Annotated in this window: 15 protein-coding genes; 10 read left to right on the top strand and 5 right to left on the bottom strand. The window is 66.8% G+C overall.

Annotated features, from left to right (window positions below; translation table 11 throughout):
• Positions 1 to 66: 66 nt before the first annotated feature.
• Positions 67 to 642, top strand: coding sequence for an SAM-dependent methyltransferase (locus tag SMA01S_RS18005; protein WP_066825622.1), 576 nt, complete (start codon positions 67 to 69; stop codon positions 640 to 642).
• Here the strand turns inward: SMA01S_RS18005 and hutC are convergent.
• Both hutC and SMA01S_RS17995 read right to left on the bottom strand, forming a co-directional pair.
• Complete coding sequence (hutC, locus tag SMA01S_RS18000) at positions 639 to 1,310, bottom strand: histidine utilization transcriptional repressor HutC (protein WP_066825619.1); 672 nt, start codon at positions 1,308 to 1,310, stop codon at positions 639 to 641. The genes SMA01S_RS18005 and hutC overlap by 4 nt on opposite strands.
• Positions 1,307 to 2,653, bottom strand: a complete 1,347-nt coding sequence (locus tag SMA01S_RS17995) for a formimidoylglutamate deiminase (protein ID WP_066825616.1) — start codon at positions 2,651 to 2,653, stop codon at positions 1,307 to 1,309. Before SMA01S_RS17995 ends, hutC begins: the two co-directional genes overlap by 4 nt.
• 57 nt (positions 2,654 to 2,710) lie before the next feature.
• Between SMA01S_RS17995 and hutI the strand changes: the two genes are divergently transcribed.
• From hutI to SMA01S_RS17970, 5 genes are all read left to right on the top strand, one after another.
• Positions 2,711 to 3,901, top strand: coding sequence for an imidazolonepropionase (gene hutI / locus SMA01S_RS17990; RefSeq protein ID WP_066825641.1), 1,191 nt, complete (start codon positions 2,711 to 2,713; stop codon positions 3,899 to 3,901).
• A complete protein-coding gene (hutH, locus tag SMA01S_RS17985; protein WP_066825613.1) occupies positions 3,892 to 5,412 on the top strand; it encodes a histidine ammonia-lyase in 1,521 nt (506 codons plus the stop codon). The genes hutI and hutH overlap by 10 nt, the downstream gene beginning before the upstream one ends.
• Before the next feature lie 178 nt (positions 5,413 to 5,590).
• Positions 5,591 to 6,388: an N-formylglutamate deformylase gene (gene hutG, locus SMA01S_RS17980; RefSeq protein WP_066825609.1), complete on the top strand. Its 798-nt coding sequence runs from the start codon at positions 5,591 to 5,593 to the stop codon at positions 6,386 to 6,388.
• Positions 6,385 to 8,049, top strand: a complete 1,665-nt coding sequence (gene hutU / locus SMA01S_RS17975) for a urocanate hydratase (protein ID WP_066825601.1) — start codon at positions 6,385 to 6,387, stop codon at positions 8,047 to 8,049. The genes hutG and hutU overlap by 4 nt, the downstream gene beginning before the upstream one ends.
• Positions 8,050 to 8,157: 108 nt before the next feature.
• Entirely contained in the window at positions 8,158 to 8,784 is a 627-nt protein-coding gene (locus tag SMA01S_RS17970; protein ID WP_066825598.1) for a DUF4142 domain-containing protein, read from the top strand.
• A gap of 119 nt (positions 8,785 to 8,903) precedes the next feature.
• On the opposite strand, the gene SMA01S_RS17965 is transcribed toward SMA01S_RS17970, so the two are convergent.
• Entirely contained in the window at positions 8,904 to 9,482 is a 579-nt protein-coding gene (locus tag SMA01S_RS17965; RefSeq protein WP_066825595.1) for an NADPH-dependent FMN reductase, read from the bottom strand.
• Positions 9,483 to 9,798: 316 nt separating this feature from the next.
• Here SMA01S_RS17965 and SMA01S_RS17960 point away from each other — a divergent pair, with 316 nt between their 5' ends.
• From SMA01S_RS17960 to SMA01S_RS17950, 3 genes are all read left to right on the top strand, one after another.
• Positions 9,799 to 11,913: a transglycosylase domain-containing protein gene (locus SMA01S_RS17960; RefSeq protein WP_066825592.1), complete on the top strand. Its 2,115-nt coding sequence runs from the start codon at positions 9,799 to 9,801 to the stop codon at positions 11,911 to 11,913.
• 205 nt (positions 11,914 to 12,118) lie between these two features.
• The gene (locus tag SMA01S_RS17955) at positions 12,119 to 13,123 is read left to right on the top strand and encodes a threonine aldolase family protein (protein WP_066825590.1); all 1,005 of its coding nucleotides are present in this window, start codon (positions 12,119 to 12,121) and stop codon (positions 13,121 to 13,123) included.
• Between the two features lie 231 nt (positions 13,124 to 13,354).
• A complete protein-coding gene (locus tag SMA01S_RS17950) occupies positions 13,355 to 14,278 on the top strand; it encodes a DMT family transporter (protein ID WP_066825588.1) in 924 nt (307 codons plus the stop codon).
• Here the strand turns inward: SMA01S_RS17950 and SMA01S_RS17945 are convergent.
• Together SMA01S_RS17945 and SMA01S_RS17940 are read right to left on the bottom strand one after the other, a co-directional pair.
• Complete coding sequence (locus SMA01S_RS17945) at positions 14,188 to 15,006, bottom strand: Rossmann-fold NAD(P)-binding domain-containing protein (protein ID WP_066825587.1); 819 nt, start codon at positions 15,004 to 15,006, stop codon at positions 14,188 to 14,190. The two genes, SMA01S_RS17950 and SMA01S_RS17945, sit on opposite strands and share 91 nt — an antisense overlap.
• Positions 15,007 to 15,149: 143 nt before the next feature.
• Complete coding sequence (locus SMA01S_RS17940) at positions 15,150 to 16,838, bottom strand: M28 family peptidase (protein WP_066825584.1); 1,689 nt, start codon at positions 16,836 to 16,838, stop codon at positions 15,150 to 15,152.
• 108 nt (positions 16,839 to 16,946) lie between these two features.
• Between SMA01S_RS17940 and pepN the strand changes: the two genes are divergently transcribed.
• Positions 16,947 to 19,562, top strand: a complete 2,616-nt coding sequence (gene pepN, locus SMA01S_RS17935; protein WP_066825581.1) for an aminopeptidase N — start codon at positions 16,947 to 16,949, stop codon at positions 19,560 to 19,562.
• Positions 19,563 to 19,580 lie beyond the last annotated feature (18 nt).

Genomic DNA, 19,580 nt, shown 5'->3' with positions numbered 1-19,580 from the left:
GACCCTGGCTAGCTGGCCCTCCATTCTCGGTATCAAAGGGGTCGGACCAGAGATGATCGGCTGGAAATGGGCGCAAGCCTCGATAAGAAGCAGAATGCGATCGAGCCGGGCCGCCCGGCCGTGACCAGCGCGGAAAACGCCGAGGATCGCGCCTTCAAGGCAATCCGCGGCCCCTGGGCGGGCACGCCGCATCACCTCGACGCCCCTTTCTGGCCGACGCCCGAGCCGTTGGTCGAGCATATGCTCGATCTCGCCGAGGTCGGGCCCGGCGATCATCTCATCGACCTTGGCTGCGGCGACGGCCGTATCGTCATTGCCGCCGCACGCCGCGGCGCCACCGCGCTTGGCGTCGACATCGATGCGGCGCGGATCGCCGAAGCCGAAGCGGCAGCGCGTGCGGCCGGCGTCGAGCAGCTTGTCGGTTTCCGCTGCGAGGATTTGTTCGCGACGCGGCTCGAGGCCGCCAGTGTCGTCACGCTCTATTTGGTCCCGCACATCCACGGCCTGCTCGGCGCGCGTCTCCGCACCGAGCTAGCACCCGGCAGCCGCGTGCTCAGCCATGCTTTTGCGATACGCGACTGGGCGCCGCGCGCGCACGAGACCATCGACCAGCGCGAGTTATACCTCTGGATCGTCGACTAGGGTCTGAACTCAGCGACGAGGTCGTAGCGGTCGCCGCGGAACAGCTGGCGGACATGCGTGACGATCTGCCCGGCGCGCCAGGTCGTGCGCTCGAGCTCGAGGCAAGCACCGCGCGGACGCAGTCCGAGTGCCTTCGCTTCGGCTGCGCTCGCCTCCACCGCACGGATGCGGTGGCGGGCGGCGGTCCAGGGGACGTGATGGAGGAGCCAGGTGCCGGGCGCTTCATTGGCGAAGCTCTCCTGGGCGGCGTCGGGTACCGCGGCCAGCGCGATCAGGCGGCGTTCGAGCGCGAAGGGTTCGCCGCCGCCGTGATGCACGCCTTCGACCAGCAACGCAGGGAGCGGGACGTCGCCGGCGCTGTCGGCGATGCGGCGATTGGTCAACTGCCAGCGATACTCCTCGCCCCGCGCGGCGATGACTTGCGCCAGATCCGGGACTTCGAGCACCGCCGAGTGCACCTGTGGATGCGCGACGAACGAGCCGGCCTTGCGGCGGCGTTCGATCAGGCCGTCCTTGGCAAGGCCGCCAAGCGCCTTGCTGACCGTCGCGCGCGCGCACCCATAAGTCGCGACCAGTTCGTGTTCGAACGGGATGCGATGGCCGGGCCGCCATTCGCCTGAATGGATGCGTGCCTCGATATCCCGGCGGATGCGCGCCTCGACTGTCATGAGAGCAAGGCAGTGACCGTGCGGCGATAGCGGTCGGCGATCGTGTCGGCGGCAATGTGGCGGCCGTGGTCGACAAGCTTGCGGCCCGCGCGCCAGACCGAATCGATCGCGCCCGGACGCGCGGCGAAGATCCAGCGGTCGAGCAAATCGGTGCCGGCACCGGCCAAGGCGGGGTGCTGGAGGTCGAGCGATACGATATCGGCGGCACTCCCGACCGCGATCCCGCTCGCCACGCCGAGCGCCTGCGCGCCGCCTGCCTGCGCCTTGGCGACCAAGGTCGCGCCGACCGACGGCTCGGCCCCGTCGACCAGCAATGCACGCTTCCTGAGCATCAGGCGTTGCGAATATTCAATGGCGCGGAGTTCGCTCGCCGCGTCGATCAGGATGTTCGAATCGGTGCCGATGCCGAAGCGCCCGCCCGCCGCGAGATAATCGACCGCGGGGAAGACGCCGTCGCCGAGATTGGCCTCGGTCACCGGACACAGGCCGGCAACCGCGCCGCTCGCCGCAAGCCGCGCGGTTTCGTGCGCGTCGATATGGGTCGAGTGGATCAGGCACCAGCGGCGGTCGACCGCCGCATGGTCGAGCAGCCATTCGACCGGGCGCGCGCCGCTCCAGGCGACACAGGCTTCGACCTCGCGGACCTGTTCGGCGGCGTGGATGTGGAGCGGACCGTTCTCCGCCAGCGGCACGATCGCGGCGAGTTCGTCGGGCGTCACCGCACGGAGCGAGTGCGGCGCGATGCCCAGCACGGCATCGGCGGGCAGTTTGGCGCGGCTCGCCTCGACCAATCGCGCGAAGCCGTCGACGTCGGAAATAAAGCGGCGCTGGCCCGGCGCGGGAGGAGCGCCGCCGAAATCGGCATGCGCGTAGAAGACGGGAAGCAGCGTCAGCCCGATGCCCGTCGCCTCCGCCGCGGCGACGATCGCGCCTGCGGTTTCGGCCGGATCGGCATAATGCGCGCCGTCGAGATCGTTGTGGAGGTAATGGAACTCGCCGACGCGGGTGAACCCGCCTTCGATCATCTCGACATAGGCCTGGGCAGTGATCGCTTCGATATCGTCGGGAGTCAGGCGGTCGAGGAAGCGGTACATCACCTCTCGCCAGCTCCAGAAATCGTCGTCGGGCCGGCCGCGTCGCTCGGACATCCCGGCCATGCCGCGCTGGAAACCGTGGCTGTGGACGTTGCACAGGCCGGGCAGCGCCGCGCCATGGCGCTGGTCCCGGGACTCGGGCGCCACGCCGGTTGCGACCGCGGAAATAGTCGCGCCGTCGATCGCGACGCGGACCTGTTCAGCCCATCCGTCGGGCAGCAATGCGCGTTCGAACCAGAGTGTCGGCATCGGTCCTCCTGTCGATTATGTCTAGACATAATAATTGGCGCGGGCAAGATGGAGGCCATGGAGCGGACCTGGACCAATGCCCGACTCGCAACCATGGCCGGCAACGGGCTGGGCGTGATCGAGGATGGCGTGGTCGCGAGCCGTGACGGCGTGATCACCTATGCCGGGCCGCGCGCCGATGCCCCGGCAGCGGCCGGCGAGGTTATCGACTGCGGCGGACGCTGGATCACGCCGGGACTGATCGATTGCCACACGCACCTGGTCCATGCCGGCGACCGTTCGGGCGAATGGGCGATGCGGCTCGATGGCGCGTCATACGAGGAAATCGCGCGCGCCGGCGGCGGCATCGTATCGACGATGCGCGCGACGCGGGCGGCGAGCGAGGCCGATCTCGTCGCGACCGCCCTGCCCCGGCTCGATGCCTTGCTGGCCGAGGGGGTGACGACGATCGAGATCAAGTCGGGCTATGGCCTGACCGTCGCCGACGAGTTCAAGATGCTGCGCGCCGCGCGGTCGCTGAGCGATGAGCGGCGGGTGCGCGTCGCGACCACGTTGCTCGGCGCGCATGCGCTACCACCTGAATATGCCGGGCGGGCCGATGACTATGTCGCCTTGGTCACCGACGAGATGATCCCCGCAGCGCTCGGCTTAGCCGACGCGGTCGATGCCTTTTGCGAGGACATCGGATTCACGCCCGAACAGACCGGCCGCGTACTCGCCGCGGCACAGCGCGCGGGGCTGCCGGTGAAACTCCATGCCGAGCAATTGTCGGCGCTCCACGGCGCGAGCCTCGCCGCGAGCTTCGGCGCACTATCGGCCGACCATCTCGAATATGCCGATGAGACCGACGCCAAGGCGATGGCCGCGGCGGGCACCGTTGCAGTGCTGCTGCCCGGCGCCTTCTACTTCATGCGTGAGACCAAGCTGCCCCCAGTCGATCTGTTCCGCGCGCACCATGTTCCGATCGCGATCGCGACCGACTGCAACCCCGGTACCTCGCCAACCACTTCGCTGTTGCTGATGCTCAATATGGCAGCGACCCTGTTCCGGCTCACCGTGACCGAGGCATTGCGCGGCGTGACCGTCAACGCCGCCCGCGCGCTCGGCCTGGCCGACCAGATCGGTACGATCGAGCCCGGCAAGGCATGCGACCTCGCGATTTGGGACATCTCCGACCCCGCCGAGCTCGTCTACCGGGTCGGTTTCAACCCTCTCCATCTACGCGTGAAGGACGGCGAATGCTGCTGACTCCCGGTGCCGTCCCCTATTCGGCGTGGCAGGCGATTTACGAAGGCGCGGTGCCGGTGCTCGACCCGGCCTGCCGCCCGGCGATCGCCGAGAGCGCCGCGGCGGTTGGCCGCATCCTGGCGCGGCACGAGCCGGTCTATGGCATCAATACCGGGTTCGGGAAGCTCGCCAGCGTCCGGATCGGTGACGAGGATCTGGCGACACTCCAGCGCAATATCGTGCTCAGCCATGCCGCGGGCGTCGGCGCGCCGATGCCGGTGCCGATCGCGCGGCTGATGATGGCGCTGAAGCTCGCCAGCCTCGCGCGCGGGGCGTCGGGCGTGGCGCCGGCGACGGTCGACTTGCTCGAGGCGATGCTGGCCAAAGGACTGGTGCCGGTGGTGCCCGCGCAAGGGTCGGTCGGCGCGTCGGGCGATCTCGCCCCGCTCGCCCACATGACCGCGGCGATGATCGGCGTAGGCGAGATCTTCGTCGGTGACGAGCGCCTGCCTGCAACCGATGCGCTGGCACAGGCGGGGCTCGCGCCGCTCGTCTTGGGTCCCAAGGAAGGGCTGGCGCTGCTCAACGGCACGCAATTCTCGACTGCCTATGCCCTCGCCGCCTTGTTCGAGGCGGAGCGGCTGTACCGCGTCGCGTTGCTCACGGGCATCCTGTCGACCGAGGCGGCGAAGGGATCCGACGCGCCGTTCGACCATCGCATCCACGCGCTGCGCGGCCATCGCGGCCAGATCGAAACCGCGGACGCGCTGCGCCGGATGATGGAGGGCTCTCCGATCCGCGCCTCGCATCGCGAAGGCGATACGCGTGTCCAGGATCCCTATTGCCTGCGCTGCCAGCCGCAAGTGATGGGCGCGGCGCTGACCGTGCTGCGCCAGGCCGGCGAGACATTGGTGACCGAGGCCAATGGCGTATCGGACAATCCGCTGATCTTCCCAGAGACCGACGAAGCCTTGTCGGGCGGCAATTTCCACGCCGAGCCCGTCGCCTTCGCCGCCGACATGATCGCGCTTGCCATCTGCGAGATCGGGAGTCTCGCCGAACGCCGCGTCGCGATGCTGGTCGATCCGGCCTTGTCGGGGCTGCCCGCGTTCCTAACGCCCAAGCCAGGGCTCAATTCGGGCTTCATGATCCCGCAAGTGACCGCCGCCGCTTTGGTGTCCGAGAACAAGCAGCGCGCGACGCCGGCCAGCGTCGATTCGATCCCGACCTCGGCCAATCAGGAAGATCATGTGTCGATGGCGGCGCATGGCGCCCGGCGGCTGATCGAGATGGCAACCAATGTCGACGCAGTGCTGGGGATCGAATTGCTGGCGGGCGCGCAGGGGTGCGATTTCCACGCCCCGATGCTGTCGAGCGAGCCGGTCGAGCATGTTCGCCGCCTGTTGCGCGAGCGGGTGCCGACGTTGACCGACGACCGCCATATGGCACCGGACATGGCGATCGCGACGGAATTGGTGCGGTCGAAGCGGCTGCTGGTGGCGGTGGGGGAGCTGCCGGGAGTGGTGGGATGACTGCGGCCCTGTCCCTTACCCGTCACCCCGGCCTTGTGCCGGGGTCCACCGGGCAACCGAGCGCGAAGCTTGAGCCTCTTGTCCGGAGCCTGCAGCCCGGTGGATCCCGGCACAAGGCCGGGATGACGAGGGAAGTACGGACGGCTTTGGACTCTGGGGCGAGCGCAGGAGCGACCGTATGACCTGGCTCCACGTCGAACGCAGGGACTCCCCGCTGATCCTCGCCTTCCCGCACGGCGGCACCGATATCCCAGACGCGCTGCTCGGCGATTTCCGCTCGCGCTGGTGGGCGATCCGCGACGCCGACTGGCATATCCGGGAGCTGTACGACGGTCTCGCCGACGCGACACTCATCTGGACCGACCTGTCGCGCAGCGTGATCGACTGCAACCGCGATCCGTCGGGTGCGTCGCTCTATCCGGGGCAAGCAACCACCGGTCTATGCCCCACCGAGACGTTCGACGGCGAACCGCTCTATCGCGACGGCGCCGCGCCCGACATGGCGATGCGGCGCGATACCTGGTTCACGCCTTATCACGCCGCGATCCAGGCCGAGATCGAGCGGCTTCGCACGCTCCATCCGCGCGTCGTGCTGTACGATTGCCACTCGATCCGCAGTCGCGTCCCACGACTGTTCGAGGGCGAGCTTCCCGAACTCAACATCGGCACCGACAACGGTTCGACTTGCGACGCGGCGCTCAGCGATGCGGCGGTCGCGCAATGCGCCGGCCGCAGCCATGTCCTCAACGGCCGTTTCCGCGGCGGTTGGACGACACGCCATTACGGCCAGCCCGGCAAGGGCGTCCACGCGATCCAGATGGAGATCGCGATGCGCGCCTATCTCGACGAACCCGCGGGCGAACCCGACGAGAACAACTGGCCGCCTGTCTACGATCTCGACTTCGCCACTCCGCTGCGCGCCGACCTCTCGCGCGTGCTCGCGGCCGCTCTTTCCTTCGCCAAGGATTCCGCATGACCCGCATCGACAATCAGCGCCACATCCAGGCCGCGACCGGCACTGAACTTTCCGCCAAAAGCTGGCTGACCGAGGCCCCCCTACGCATGCTGATGAACAATCTCGATGCGCGCGTGGCCGAGAACCCGCAGGAACTCGTCGTCTATGGCGGCATCGGCCGTGCCGCGCGCGATTGGGAAAGCTATGACCGCATTGTCGAGACGCTGCGCCGGCTGGAGGGCGACGAGACGCTGCTGATCCAGTCGGGCAAGCCGGTCGGCGTGTTCCGCACGCACGAGAATGCGCCGCGCGTGCTGCTGGCGAACTCCAACCTCGTCCCGCATTGGGCGACCTGGGAGCATTTCGCCGAGCTCGATCGTGCCGGGCTGATGATGTACGGCCAGATGACCGCCGGGTCGTGGATCTATATCGGCACCCAGGGCATCGTTCAGGGCACCTACGAGACGTTCGTCGAGATGGGCCGCCAGCATTATGGCGGCGACCTGACCGGCCGTTGGCTGCTGACCGCCGGGCTGGGCGGCATGGGCGGCGCGCAACCGCTCGCCGCGGTGATGGCGGGCGCGTCGTGCCTGGCGATCGAATGCCAGCCGAGCCGGATCGAGATGCGGCTGGCGACCGGCTATCTCGACCACAAGGCCGACACGATCGAAGAGGCGATGGCGATCCTCGACCGCGCCAAGGCCGAAGGCAAATCGGTGTCGGTCGGCCTGCTCGGCAATGCCGCCGAATTGCTTCCGGAGATGTTCCGCCGCGGCATCCGCCCCGATCTGCTGACCGACCAGACCTCGGCGCACGACCCGGTCAACGGCTACCTCCCGATCGGCTGGACGCTCGACCAATGGTTCGACGGGCGCGAGCGTGACCCCCAGGGCGTCGCCAAGGCGGCCAAGGCGTCGATGGCGGTCCATGTCCGCGCGATGCTCGATTTCCAGGCCGCGGGCGTGCCGACGGTCGATTACGGCAACAATATCCGTCAGGTCGCCAAGGACGAGGGCGTCGCCAACGCGTTCGACTTCCCCGGCTTCGTGCCAGCGTACATCCGCCCGCTCTTCTGTCGCGGCATCGGCCCGTTCCGCTGGGCCGCGCTGTCGGGCGATCCCGAGGACATCTACAAGACCGACGCCAAGGTGAAGGAGCTGCTGCCCGACAATGCGCCTCTCCATCGCTGGCTGGACATGGCGCGCGAGCGGATCCACTTTCAGGGCCTGCCCGCGCGGATCTGTTGGGTCGGGTTGGGCGATCGCCACCGCCTAGGCCTCGCGTTCAACGAGATGGTCGCGAGCGGCGAATTGAAGGCGCCGGTGGTGATCGGCCGCGACCATCTCGATTCGGGATCAGTCGCCAGCCCCAATCGCGAGACCGAGGCGATGCGCGACGGCTCCGACGCGGTCAGCGACTGGCCGTTGCTCAATGCCCTGCTCAACACCGCGAGCGGCGCGACCTGGGTGTCGCTCCATCACGGCGGCGGGGTGGGCATGGGCTATTCGCAGCATGCCGGCATGGTGATCGTCGCCGACGGCACGCCCGAGGCGGCGAAGCGGCTCGAACGCGTGTTGTGGAACGACCCGGCAACCGGCGTGATGCGCCACGCCGATGCCGGCTACGACATCGCGATCGACTGCGCGCGCGAAAAGGGACTCGATCTGCCGAGCCTGGGCTAGGGTCCGTACTCGATTACGGCGAGGATCGTGATTGAGTACGGACCCTAGGCGGAAAATCGGAACGTCCGCCGCCGTCGAGGCGTTCGTGCCCCTCGAAGGAGAGAAAGCATGAACGCCAAACTTAGCTTCGGCGCGATCGCGCTCATCGCGGCGCTGGGTGCCTGCTCGCAAAAGTCGCAGGACACGACCGCCAATGCAGTAACCGATATCGGGTCCGATGTCGGGAATACGACCAGCGGAGCGATTGACGCAGCCGGCAACGTCACCGGGAATGCGCTCGACGCCGCCGGCAACGCGCTGAACCCGACCCCGACCGGCCAGGAATTCGCCGACAAGGCGGCCAAGAGCGACGCATTCGAGATCGCCGCGGCCAAGCTCGCCAAAACCAACGCCGAGTCGGCCGACGTCAAGAAGTTCGCCGCGACGATGATCGAGGCTCACACCGGATCGACCGCCAAGATCAAGGCAGCGGCTGCCAAGGCGACCCCGGAGATCAAGCCCGACCCCACTCTGACCAGCGACCTGCAGTCAAAGCTCGACGATCTCGGCAAGCTCAAGGGCGCCGATTTCGACAAGGCCTATGTCGACGGCCAGATCAGCGCGCACGAAGACGCGCTGTCGCTGATGAAAAGCTATGCCGACAAGGGCGACACGCCCAGCCTGAAGACCGCCGCCAGCGAGATCGCGCCGAAGGTGCAGGAGCATCTCGACATGGCGAAGAAGTTGAAGAAATAGGCCGTTAAAGCCCCTCCCCTTCAGAGGAGGGGTTGGGGTGGGGCAGTCCCAAGCGATGCGCTCTGCGGGGCATCCCCCACCCCCTACCCCTCCCCTGAAGGGGAGGGGCTTTGTGTTGCCTAACTACTCGTCCGCTCGACTAAAGGCGCGAAGCGGGCGACCTGCCGTCCGATCAGGCACAATTGCTCGACCACCGCCGGGTCGGTCGCGCCGCCCTGATCATCGAACTGCGTCACCTGGGTGTTGATCGCCGCCGCGAAGGGGGTCGGCCAGCCGCGCAGGGCGTGGACGATCGAGCGCAGCGCCGCGATCGTCGACCCCGTCGCCTGCCAGCCATAGGCCGTGGCGATCAGCCCGACCGGCATGTCGGCGAGATAGGGGCGCGCGTCCTTCGCCGTCTCCTCGAGCAGATCGAGCGCGTTCTTGACCACGCCCGACAGACTGCCGTGATAGCCGGGGCTGGCGATGATCACGCCCGACGCCTTGCGCACGGCATCGACGAATTCGCGCTCCTGCGAGGTCCGCGAGGTCGCGCGCGGATCATAAAGCGGCAATCGCGCCATGTCCTCGCCACCAAACAACCGGGTCGCGAATCCCTCGCGCTCGACCGCATCGAGCGCGATCCTCAAGGCGCGCTCGGTCGACGACACCGCCCCGATCGTTCCCCCGATTCCGACGATCAACGGTTTGTCCGGCATCCCAGCTCCTTCGCCACTAGACTCTGTTTCAGCCAGGCTGAAACGGTTGCGGTACCGCCCTACGCAGTCATTCCAACGATGTGCGCATCGCCGGAACCTCGGCCTGCTCCGCCCGCACCCCCACCCGGCCGCCCAATCAGGGTATTCTATGGGCGGCCGGGTGGGGGTGCGGGCCGGTACCGATTCAGCGAAGCTGATAACGACTCTATTGTCCCGCGATAGCCTCCCTGCGCGCGATCTGCTACAGCGGCATTGCACGGCCTGTGTTATTCGAGTAATACGCCTGTTGGCCCGGTGGGCCGTGTGGAAGCAGTGGATGCGCGACGACCCCTTTGACGGCAGCCGACGACCCGACCCCCGCTGGGGAGCACATTCGGCCTATCCCGACGATTATCTGAGCCAGGCGGCGACAGCGATTCCTCCACCCGATTCCGCGGGTGGCGCGGTGCCGGCTGGGCCGGATTACTCCACCAACCTCCCCGTCATTCGCAAGAAGCGCCGTTGGGGCCGCATCATCGTGCGCACGATGGCGGCGTTCGTGGTGCTGTTCGTGATCCTGGTCGGCTGGCTCGCGATCACCGCACCGCTCTCCAAGTCGTTGCAGCCGCCGACGCCGCCGTCGGTGACATTGCTCGCCGCCGACGGCACGCCGATCGCGCGGCGAGGCGCGACGGTCGACAAACCGGTCGATGCGTCGAAATTGCCCAAGCATGTGAGCCAGGCGTTCATCGCGATCGAGGATCGGCGTTTCTATTCGCATTGGGGAGTCGATCCCTGGGGCATCATGCGCGCGATGGCGCACAATATGATGGCGGGCGGCGTGCGCGAAGGCGGCAGCACGATCACCCAACAGCTGGCCAAGAACGCGTTTCTCGATTCGGACCGCACCGCCGGGCGCAAGCTGCGCGAGGCGCTGATCGCCTTCTGGCTGGAGGCATGGCTGTCGAAGAACGAGATTCTGTCGCGCTATCTGTCCAACGTCTATTTCGGCGACAACGTCTATGGCCTGCGCGCCGCCTCGCTCCATTATTTCAACGTCGAGCCCGAGCAATTGAGCGTCAGCCAGTCGGCGATGCTGGCGGGGCTGGTCAAGGCGCCGTCGAAGCTGGCGCCGACCGGCAATCTGCGGGGCGCGCAGGATCGTGAGAAAGTGGTGCTGGGCGCGATGGTCGCCGCCGGGTTCCTCAATCGGGATCAGGCCGACGTCCGGCTGGCCTCGGTCCGCGTGCGACCGGTCAAGGAATTGCCCGACGGCACCTATTTCGCCGACTGGGTCCTGCCCGAGGCGCGCGATACGCAAGGCGACCTGAGCCAGGAAACCAAGGTCGTCACCACGCTCGAACCGCGACTGCAAAAGGCCGCCGAGCGTGCGGTCAGGCGCGCGGGCCTGCGCCAGGCACAAGTCGCGATCGTCGCGATGCGTCCCGACGGTCGTGTCGTCGCGATGGTCGGCGGCAAGGACTATAAGACCAGCCCGTTCAACCGCGCGACGCAAGCGCGGCGCCAGCCGGGATCGACCTTCAAATTGTTCGTCTATCTGGCGGCGATGCGCGCCGGCATGACTCCCGACGACATGATCGAGGACGAACCCATCACGATCGGCGGCTGGAGCCCCAAGAACAGCGACGGCCGCTACGAGGGCAAGATCACGCTGCGCCGCGCCTTCCAGAAATCGAGCAACGTCGCGGCGGCACGACTGATCCAGAAGGTCGGCATCGACAACGTCATCAAGGCGGCGCGCGACCTCGGCATCTCGACGCCGATCGCGCACGACGCGTCGATCGCGCTCGGCACCTCGACCGGCTCGCTGCTCGAACTGACCAGCGCCTTCGCGGCGATCGCCGGCGACGGCTATCCGGTCAGCGCGCGCGGCATCGAGGCGAGCGAGGGCAAGCCGTGGTATTCGAACATCGTCGGCGGGCCACGGTCGCTCGGCGGCAATATCCGCGACGAAATGCTCGATCTGCTGTCGTCCTCGACCGACGGCGGCACCGGGCGCCAGGCGGCGCTATCGGTCCCGACCTATGGCAAGACCGGGACGACGCAGGACAATCGCGACGCCTTGTTCGTCGGCTTCGCCAAGGACCTCGTCGTCGGCGTGTGGGTCGGCAATGACGACAATACCCCCAATGCCGGCCTGTCGGGCGGCGGCATTCCGGCGCGGGTGTGGAAGGACTTCATGCAGAACGCGCTGGGCATCGCCCCGCCGCCACCACCGGTCGCCCCGACACCGATCGATGACAATGCGACCGATGGCGACGAGGACGGGACCGTGATCGACCCTGGCACCGGCCCGCTGCCGGTCGAGGGCAATATCTCGGGGCTCGGCGTCAACCTCCAGGTCAAGCGCGACGGCACCTTGCGCCTGTCGCCCGCCCCCGACCCCGGCGACCGCCCGCCGCGGCCACCGAATGAGGATGACGGACGGTAGGCGATTCCAATCCCCTCTCCCGCGTGCGGGAGAGGGAGGGGCCCGCCGCGAAGCGGTGGGAGGGTGAGGGTCTTCTGTCTTCTTTTGGCTTCAGTCGCTTGGAAGAAGAAAGAAGACCCTCACCCAACCCTCTCCCGCTCGCGGGAGAGGGCTAGAAGGAAAGTTTCCCTCTTTCCTCACGCCCCCGCATCGCAGATGGAGCCGCATGCGCTTCTTCTCCGACAATGCCGCCCCCGCCTGCCCCGCGGTGATCAACGCGATTGCCGCCGCCAATGTCCTCGACACCGCTTATGATGGCGATCGCTGGTCGAAACAGCTCAACGGACGCTTCTCCGACCTGTTCGGGACGCCGGTCGAGGTACTGTGGACCCCGTCGGGCACCTCGGCGAATTGCCTGGCGCTGGCAGCGCTCTGCCAGCCGCACGGCGCGGTGATCTGCCACCGCGAGGCGCACATCAACAATGACGAAGCCGGCGCGCCGGGCTTCTACCTCCACGGCGCCAAATTGCTGCTCGCCGAGGGACCGGGCGCGAAGGTGACGCCCGATGCGGTGAAGGGAGTACTCGCCGCTATCCGCAACGACGTGCACCAGGTCCAGGCGCATGCGCTGTCGATCACCAATGCCACCGAATACGGCCTGACCTACACGCCCGACGAAGTCGCCGCGCTGGGCGATCTCGCCAAGGCACGCGGGCTCGGCTTCCATATGGATGGCGCGCGTTTCGCCAATGCCGTGGTGCATTCGGGCGCCGATCTCGCCGATCTGACCTGGCGCGCCGGGGTCGATGCGCTCAGCTTCGGCTTCATCAAGAATGGCGGGATGACCGCCGAGGCACTGGTGTTCTTCAACCCCGAACTTGCCGCGGCGAGCCATTATCGCCGCAAGCGCGCCGGGTTGCTTGCGTCGAAAGGGCGCTATCTGGCGGCGCAGATCCTGGCGATGCTGGACAATGACGTGTGGCTGGCGAATGCGCGTGCGGCAAATGCCGGCGCCGCGCTGCTCGCGCGCGCGGCGGGCGATCGGCTGGTCTATCCGGTCGAGGCGAATGAGGTGTTCCTGCGCGCGACGCCCGAGGAAGCGGCGAGCCTCAGGGCGCTGGGCTTCGACTTCTACGACTGGGCGCCGGGCGAAGTGCGGCTGGTCACCTGCTGGGACCAGGCCGAGGACGCGATCCGGCCGTTGGCGGATGCCATCGCGGCGCTACCGTAGAACCCCTCTCCCGCATGCGGGAGAGGGAGGGGCCCGCCGCCGAAGGCGGTGGGAAGGTGAGGGTCTTCTTTCTTCTTGAACTCCTCCTGTTTGGAAGAAGAAAGAAGACCCTCCCCCTACCCTCTCCCGCGAGCGGGAGAGGGCTAAAAGGCGGTCGTCCATAGACTCACCTTGTCATCGTACAAGCAGAAGCCGGGTTGTTACGCCCGCGCACCGCGGTAGAGCGGGATCGTGCTCCAGCCGCCCCAAGCCAAGCCCCGCTCGACCACGCTCAGCGTGCTGGTGCCGTTCGGCATTGTCACACTGATCTGGGGATCGACCTGGTTGGTGATCCGCGATCAATTGGGCGTGGTGCCGCCGAGCTGGTCGGTGACCTATCGCTTCCTGATCGCGGGCATCTGCATGGCCGGCTGGGCGCTGTGGAAGCGCGAGAGCTGGCGGCTTGGCGCGCGCGGCTATGGCTTCGCGGTGCTGCTTGGGCTGCTGCAATTCTGCGGCAATTTCAATTTCGTCTATCGCGCCGAACAGCACGTCACCTCGGGCCTGGTGTCGGTAGTGTTCGCGATGCTGCTGATCCCCAATGCGCTGTTCGGCCGCATCTTCCTCGGCCAGAAGCTCGGCCGCCAGCTGATGATCGGATCGGCGATCGCGATGGCAGGCGTCATCCTGCTGTTCGTACGCGAGGCGCGAGTCGATCCGCATGGTCCGGGTCAGGTGCTGGCAGGCATCGGGTTCACGCTGTGCGCGATCCTCTGCGCCTCGACCGCCAACGTCATGCAGGCGACGCCGACCGCGGCGCGTTATCCGATGGGCACCACCGTCGCGGTCGCGATGCTCGCCGGGGCGGCGATCGATGCGATATTCGCCTATGCTACCACCGGCGCGCCGGTCATCGAGCATCGCGCCATCTATTGGATTGGTACGCTCTATCTCGGCGTCTTCGCCTCTGCGCTCGCTTTCCCGCTCTATTTCGGGGTGATCCGCACGATCGGCCCGGCCAAGGCGGCCTATTCCAGCGTGATCGTACCGGTGATCGCGATGATGCTGTCGACCCTGTTCGAAGGCTATCGCTGGTCGGGACTGGCGATCGGCGGCGCCGCGCTCGCCGCATTCGGACTGGTCATTGCGTTGAGAGCGCGCAGACCCAACCGATAATCGGCATAGACCGGCCGCCAGTCCAGCATCCGCTTGGCCTTGAGGTTGGCGACGCGGCGGTTTTCGGCGTGAAAGGCGCGCGCTTCGGGCGTCAGCATGTCGAGCGGGACGATCGGCGGTGGATCGATGCCAAGCAACAATGCGGCGAACTCGATCACCGCGTCCTGGCTCATGGGCATGTCGTCGGCCAGATTATAGGCGCCGGGCGACGCGTCGAACCCCGCGATCACACCGGCGGCCAGATCGTCGACATGGATGCGGCTGAACACTTGCCCGGCGATCCCGGTGCGATGCGCCCGTCCATTTCGCACGCGATCGAGCGGCGAGCGACCCGGGCCGTAGATGCCCGGCAGCCGGAACACCCGCGCGCCGAGCGACAGCCAGTCGGCATCCGCGCGATTGCGGGCCTGGCGCCGCCCCCGGATCGGCGCGCTTTCGTCGACCCAGGCCCCGCCGGCATCGCCATAGACGCCGGTCGAGGAGAGATAGCCGAGCCACGTGCCGCCACCCGCCAGCGCCGCGCCGTAGCGGGCGAGGACGGGATCGACCTCGTCGGGCGGCACCGAAGACAGGATGTGCGTCGCACGATCGATCGCCGTGATCACACCATCGCGATCGTCGAAATCGAGATTGCCCGCGCTGCCGGTCGCGGCAACCTCCCAGTCGTCGAGCCGGGCGGCAACGACGCTCGCCGCATAGCCCAGCCCGAAGATTAAGAGTCGTCCCATCCCGCACTCCCGTTCGCCCTGAGCTTGTCGAAGCCTGTCCTGAGCGGCCGGCCGGGCCGAAGGGGGCACGTATGAGTCGCGCTATGTCCTCACCGAACGTGCTTCGACAAGCTCAGCACGAACGGAAGGGGATAGGCAGCTATTCACTTTGCCCCATAACCGCCGAAATACGTCCCGAAATAATCGCCCTTGTTCCAGCGTGGCCGCTCGTCGTTATCGGCGATTTCGCGCGCGATCGTGTAATTGACCGTCACGAAGCGCACGCCTTGCGCCCAATCGAGCGGCTGCGAAATCTCGTCCGACGGCTGGTGGTAATGATTGGCCATGAAGTCGGCCCAGGCCGCCTTGCCCGCGCCCTTCTCACCCGGCCACAGGAAGACCGCGGGAATACCCTTCTGCACGAACCGGAAATGATCGGAGCGGACGAAGATGCCTTGTTCCGGCATCGGGTCGGGCGACATCGACACGCCGACCGATCCCGCCGCGCGCTCGACGATCGGGCCGAGCGTCGAGCGCTGGGCCCCGAACACCACCATATCCTCGAACGGATAGGTGATCAGCGGCATGTCGAGATTGACGTCGGCGACGATCGACTTGAGCGGGACAGTCGGATTGTTGGCGAAATAGTCCGAGCCGATCAGACCCTTTTCCTCCGCCGTCACCGCCAGGAACATGATCGTTCGCCGCGGCGGCTTACCCGACGAGACGAACCGCCTGGCCTCCTCGATCAGGCTGGCGATGCCGATGGCATTGTCCTCGGCACCGTTGTTGATCGTGTCGCCGGCCTTGTCCGGGGCACCGACGCCAATATGATCGAGATGCGCCGACAGGATGACGATTTCATCCTTCAGCTTGGGGTCACTCCCGGGGAGGAGGCCGATCACGTTCGACGACGGCATCGGCCGCGTCTCGGTCTTGATCGCGACTGACAAGGTGCCCTTGAGCGCAACGGGTTTGAACGCAGCGTCGTCGCTGTCCGCTGCCTTGCGCACCTGATCCCAACCGATCCTGGCGCCCGCGAACATCTTTGCCGCGATGCCCATCGACAAGGTCCCGAGCACCGGCACGCCGTCCGTACCGCCGGTGGCCTTACCGTTCGACCATGTCACCCGGTCGCGGTCCCAGGACCGCGCCAACGTCGCGACCGGAACATTGCCGCGCCCGCCGCGCGGGCTTTCGATCTGGACCGCGCCGATCGCGCCATGCTCAGCGGCAATCCGCGCCTTGGTCGCCGGGCTTGAGAAGAAGGCTCGCTCTTCGCCGTCATATTTGCTCGGCGCGCCGCCGACAAAGGCGACGATCTTCCCCTTCACATCGGCGCCGCGATAATCGTCGCGTTTGTAATCGGGCGCCACGATGCCGTAGCCGACGAAGACGATTGGTGCTTGCAGGCTGGTTTCGGGCTTGGCAGCGTTAGACGACGGCGCGAAATCCTGACCGAAGACGAGCGTCTGCGGTTGGCCGCGGACCGGCGTCCAGACGAAATTGCCCTTGTCGGCCAGCTTGACGCCGATCAGCGGCACCTTCTGGAGATAACCGCCGTCATCGCCCCCCGGACGCAGCCCGGCAGCATAGAATTGCGCCGCGACATATTGCGCGGCGATGTCGAATTCAGGGCTGCCCGCTTCGCGTCCGCGCATCGCATCAGACGCAAGGAACATGACATGGGCCTTCATCGCCGCCTGATCGGCGGGAAGCGGCGCGTTGACCCGCGCGTTGATCGACCTGGCGCTTTCCTTTGTCGGGACGGGCGGGCTCGGAATCTTCGCGCTCTGCGCGACCGCAGTTCCGGCGGCGAGCGTCAACGCGACCGCGCCGATCAGTCTCAACATGGCTTTCCTCTTGGCTGTCCCGATCGTGGCGCGTAGCACGCAGAGAACGGTTGGCAATCGCGTCTTGTGCGAATGATGCAGCCATAACGCAGGACCGCACGGAAACACATGATCGACGTTCAATCCGCCCTTGCCGACCCGATTGTCACGCGCCGCGAGGATTACAGCGCGCCCGATTGGCTGGTCCCGGACATCGCGCTCGATTTCGAGCTCGATCCGGCAACGACACGGGTCAAGGCGGCGCTGGACGTGACGCGCAACGGCGATCACGATCGCCCGCTCCGGCTCGACGGCGACGGGCAGGTCCCGTTGGCGGTCAGCGTCGACGGTAACCCGCACAATGACTGGCGGATGGACGGATCGGACCTGGTCATCGATCTTCCCGCCGGCAAGCATCGCGTCGAGACCGAGGTCGAGGTCCATCCCGACCGCAACACCCAGTTGATGGGGCTTTATGCTTCGGGCGGCAATTTGTGCACGCAATGCGAAGCCGAGGGTTTCCGGCGCATCACCTTCTTCCCTGACCGGCCCGATGTGCTCGCGCGCTATTCGGTCAGGATGACAGCGGACAAGAAGCGCTTCCCGATCCTGCTCGCCAATGGCGATCCGATCGCGTCCGGCGATCTCGACCCCGAAGAAGGCAAAGCCACCCGCCACTGGGCCGAATGGCGCGATCCTTTCCCCAAGCCGAGCTATCTGTTCGCGATGGTCGCGGGCAACCTCGCCGCCAATCGCGCGACCTTCACCACCATGTCGGGACGCAAGGTCGAGCTCGGTATCTGGGTGCGCGAACGCGACCTGGCCAAGACCGAGCATGCGCTCCAGGCGCTGCAGCTGGCGATGGCGTGGGACGAAAAAACCTATGGCCGCGAATACGACCTCGACGTGTTCAACATCGTCGCGGTCGACGATTTCAATTTCGGCGCGATGGAGAATAAGGGGCTGAACATCTTCAACAGCCGCTACATCCTGGCCGATCCCGACACCGCGACCGATTACGATTACGACGCGATCGCCGCGGTCGTCGCGCACGAATATTTCCACAATTGGTCGGGCAACCGCGTGACCTGCCGCGACTGGTTCCAGCTCAGCCTGAAGGAAGGCTTCACCGTCTTTCGCGATCAGAGCTTCTCTGCCGACCAGGGATCGGCGGCGGTCAAGCGGATCGAGGACGTACGGAGCCTGCGCGCCAGCCAGTTCCCCGAGGATAACGGCCCGCTGGCGCATCCGGTTCGCCCGGAAAGCTATATCGAGATCTCCAACTTCTACACCGCGACGATCTACAACAAGGGCGCCGAGCTGATCCGGATGATGGCGACGATCCTGGGCAAGGATCGTTTCCGCCGTGCCACCGACCTCTATTTCGACCGTTTCGATGGGACGGCTGCGACGTGCGAGGATTTCGTGCGCTGCATGGAAGAAGGCGGCGACATCGACCTGACCCAGTTCCGCTTATGGTATTCGCAGGCCGGAACGCCGCGCGTCTCCGCCGCGCTCGATCACGATGCCGGCTCGGGCCGCGCCACCTTGCGCCTCGCCCAGCGCACACCGCCGACTCCCGGACAATCGGTCAAAGAACCGATGGTGCTACCGCTCAAGCTCAAGCTGTTCGGCAGCGCGAGCGGTGCGGCGCTCGGCGAGGAGCAGCTCTATCTGCTCGACCAGCCAAGCAGCGAGATCGTGTTCGAGGGCGTGAGCGAGGCGCCGATACTATCGATCAACCGCGGTTTCTCCGCCCCGGTCATCATCGAAAGCGACCGCTCAGCGCAGGATCTCGCCTTCCTCTCGGCGCACGACGACGATCCGTTCGCGCGCTACGAGGCGATGCAGCAGCTCATGCTCGATACTCTGGTGACTGCGACCCAACTTGGCCGAGCCGACCACGGCCCGGTGATCGAGGCGGTGCGCCGCACGCTGGAAGACCCCGCGCTCGACCATGCCTTCGTCGCCGAAGCCGTGCTGCTGCCGTCGGACAGCTTCATCGGCGACCAACTCGACCGGGTCGACCCCGAGGCGGTGTTCCGCGCGCGCGAGGCGCTGCGCCGCGACCTCGGAAAGACGCTCGCGCCCTTGTGGCGCCAGGCCTATGCGGACGCCAGCAACGGCGCCCCGTTCGTCTATTCACCGGCGGCCAAGGCCGATCGCCGGATGCGGACGGTGGCGCTCGGCTACATCGCTGCCTCGGGCGCTGAGGATGCGGCCGATCTGGCGTTCGCGCAGTTCGAGACGGCGGACAATATGACCGACCGCCAAGGCGCGCTAACCACGCTCGCCAACGGGACGTCGGACAAGCGCATCGCCGCGCTCGATATCTTCTACAATCGCTATTCGACCGACGCGCTGGTGCTCGACAAATGGTTCCAGACCCAGGCGTTGTCGTCGCGCGACGATACGCCGATGATTGTCGAGGAACTGGCGCGGCATCCCGACTTTACCCTGGCCAATCCCAACCGCGCGCGCTCGCTGGTCGGCGCGTTCAGCGTCAACCAGCGCGCGTTCCATGCGGCGGGCGGTGCCGGCTATCGCTTCCTGGCCGACAATCTGATCGCACTGGACCGCCTCAACCCGCAGACCGCAGCCAAGCTGTTGCCGCCGCTCGGCCGCTGGCGCCGGTTCGATGAGGTGCGGGCGGGCCTGATGAAGGCGGAACTCGAGCGCATTCTCGCGACGCCGGGATTATCGAAGGATCTGTTCGAGCAGGCGTCGAAGAGTTTGGAGGGGTAGGAGCTCCCCAAAGGACAC

This window comes from Sphingomonas mali NBRC 15500 (genome assembly GCF_001598415.1).
In the GTDB taxonomy this organism is placed as follows: Bacteria; Pseudomonadota; Alphaproteobacteria; order Sphingomonadales; family Sphingomonadaceae; genus Sphingomonas; species Sphingomonas mali.
This window is presented reverse-complemented; position numbering and strand designations above follow the sequence as displayed.

What these genes read in the sequence shown, in the direction of transcription:
- hutH (WP_066825613.1), top strand. Translation starts at nt 3,892, where the DNA reads ATGCTGCTGACTCCCGGTGCCGTCCCCTATTCGGCGTGGCAGGCGATT.
- SMA01S_RS17995 (WP_066825616.1), bottom strand. Translation starts at nt 2,653, where the DNA reads ATGCCGACACTCTGGTTCGAACGCGCATTGCTGCCCGACGGATGGGCT.
- hutI (WP_066825641.1), top strand. Translation starts at nt 2,711, where the DNA reads ATGGAGCGGACCTGGACCAATGCCCGACTCGCAACCATGGCCGGCAAC.
- hutU (WP_066825601.1), top strand. Translation starts at nt 6,385, where the DNA reads ATGACCCGCATCGACAATCAGCGCCACATCCAGGCCGCGACCGGCACT.
- SMA01S_RS17965 (WP_066825595.1), bottom strand. Translation starts at nt 9,482, where the DNA reads ATGCCGGACAAACCGTTGATCGTCGGAATCGGGGGAACGATCGGGGCG.
- SMA01S_RS17940 (WP_066825584.1), bottom strand. Translation starts at nt 16,838, where the DNA reads ATGTTGAGACTGATCGGCGCGGTCGCGTTGACGCTCGCCGCCGGAACT.
- SMA01S_RS17970 (WP_066825598.1), top strand. Translation starts at nt 8,158, where the DNA reads ATGAACGCCAAACTTAGCTTCGGCGCGATCGCGCTCATCGCGGCGCTG.
- SMA01S_RS17955 (WP_066825590.1), top strand. Translation starts at nt 12,119, where the DNA reads ATGCGCTTCTTCTCCGACAATGCCGCCCCCGCCTGCCCCGCGGTGATC.
- SMA01S_RS17945 (WP_066825587.1), bottom strand. Translation starts at nt 15,006, where the DNA reads ATGGGACGACTCTTAATCTTCGGGCTGGGCTATGCGGCGAGCGTCGTT.
- SMA01S_RS18005 (WP_066825622.1), top strand. Translation starts at nt 67, where the DNA reads ATGGGCGCAAGCCTCGATAAGAAGCAGAATGCGATCGAGCCGGGCCGC.
- pepN (WP_066825581.1), top strand. Translation starts at nt 16,947, where the DNA reads ATGATCGACGTTCAATCCGCCCTTGCCGACCCGATTGTCACGCGCCGC.
- hutG (WP_066825609.1), top strand. Translation starts at nt 5,591, where the DNA reads ATGACCTGGCTCCACGTCGAACGCAGGGACTCCCCGCTGATCCTCGCC.
- SMA01S_RS17960 (WP_066825592.1), top strand. Translation starts at nt 9,799, where the DNA reads ATGCGCGACGACCCCTTTGACGGCAGCCGACGACCCGACCCCCGCTGG.
- hutC (WP_066825619.1), bottom strand. Translation starts at nt 1,310, where the DNA reads ATGACAGTCGAGGCGCGCATCCGCCGGGATATCGAGGCACGCATCCAT.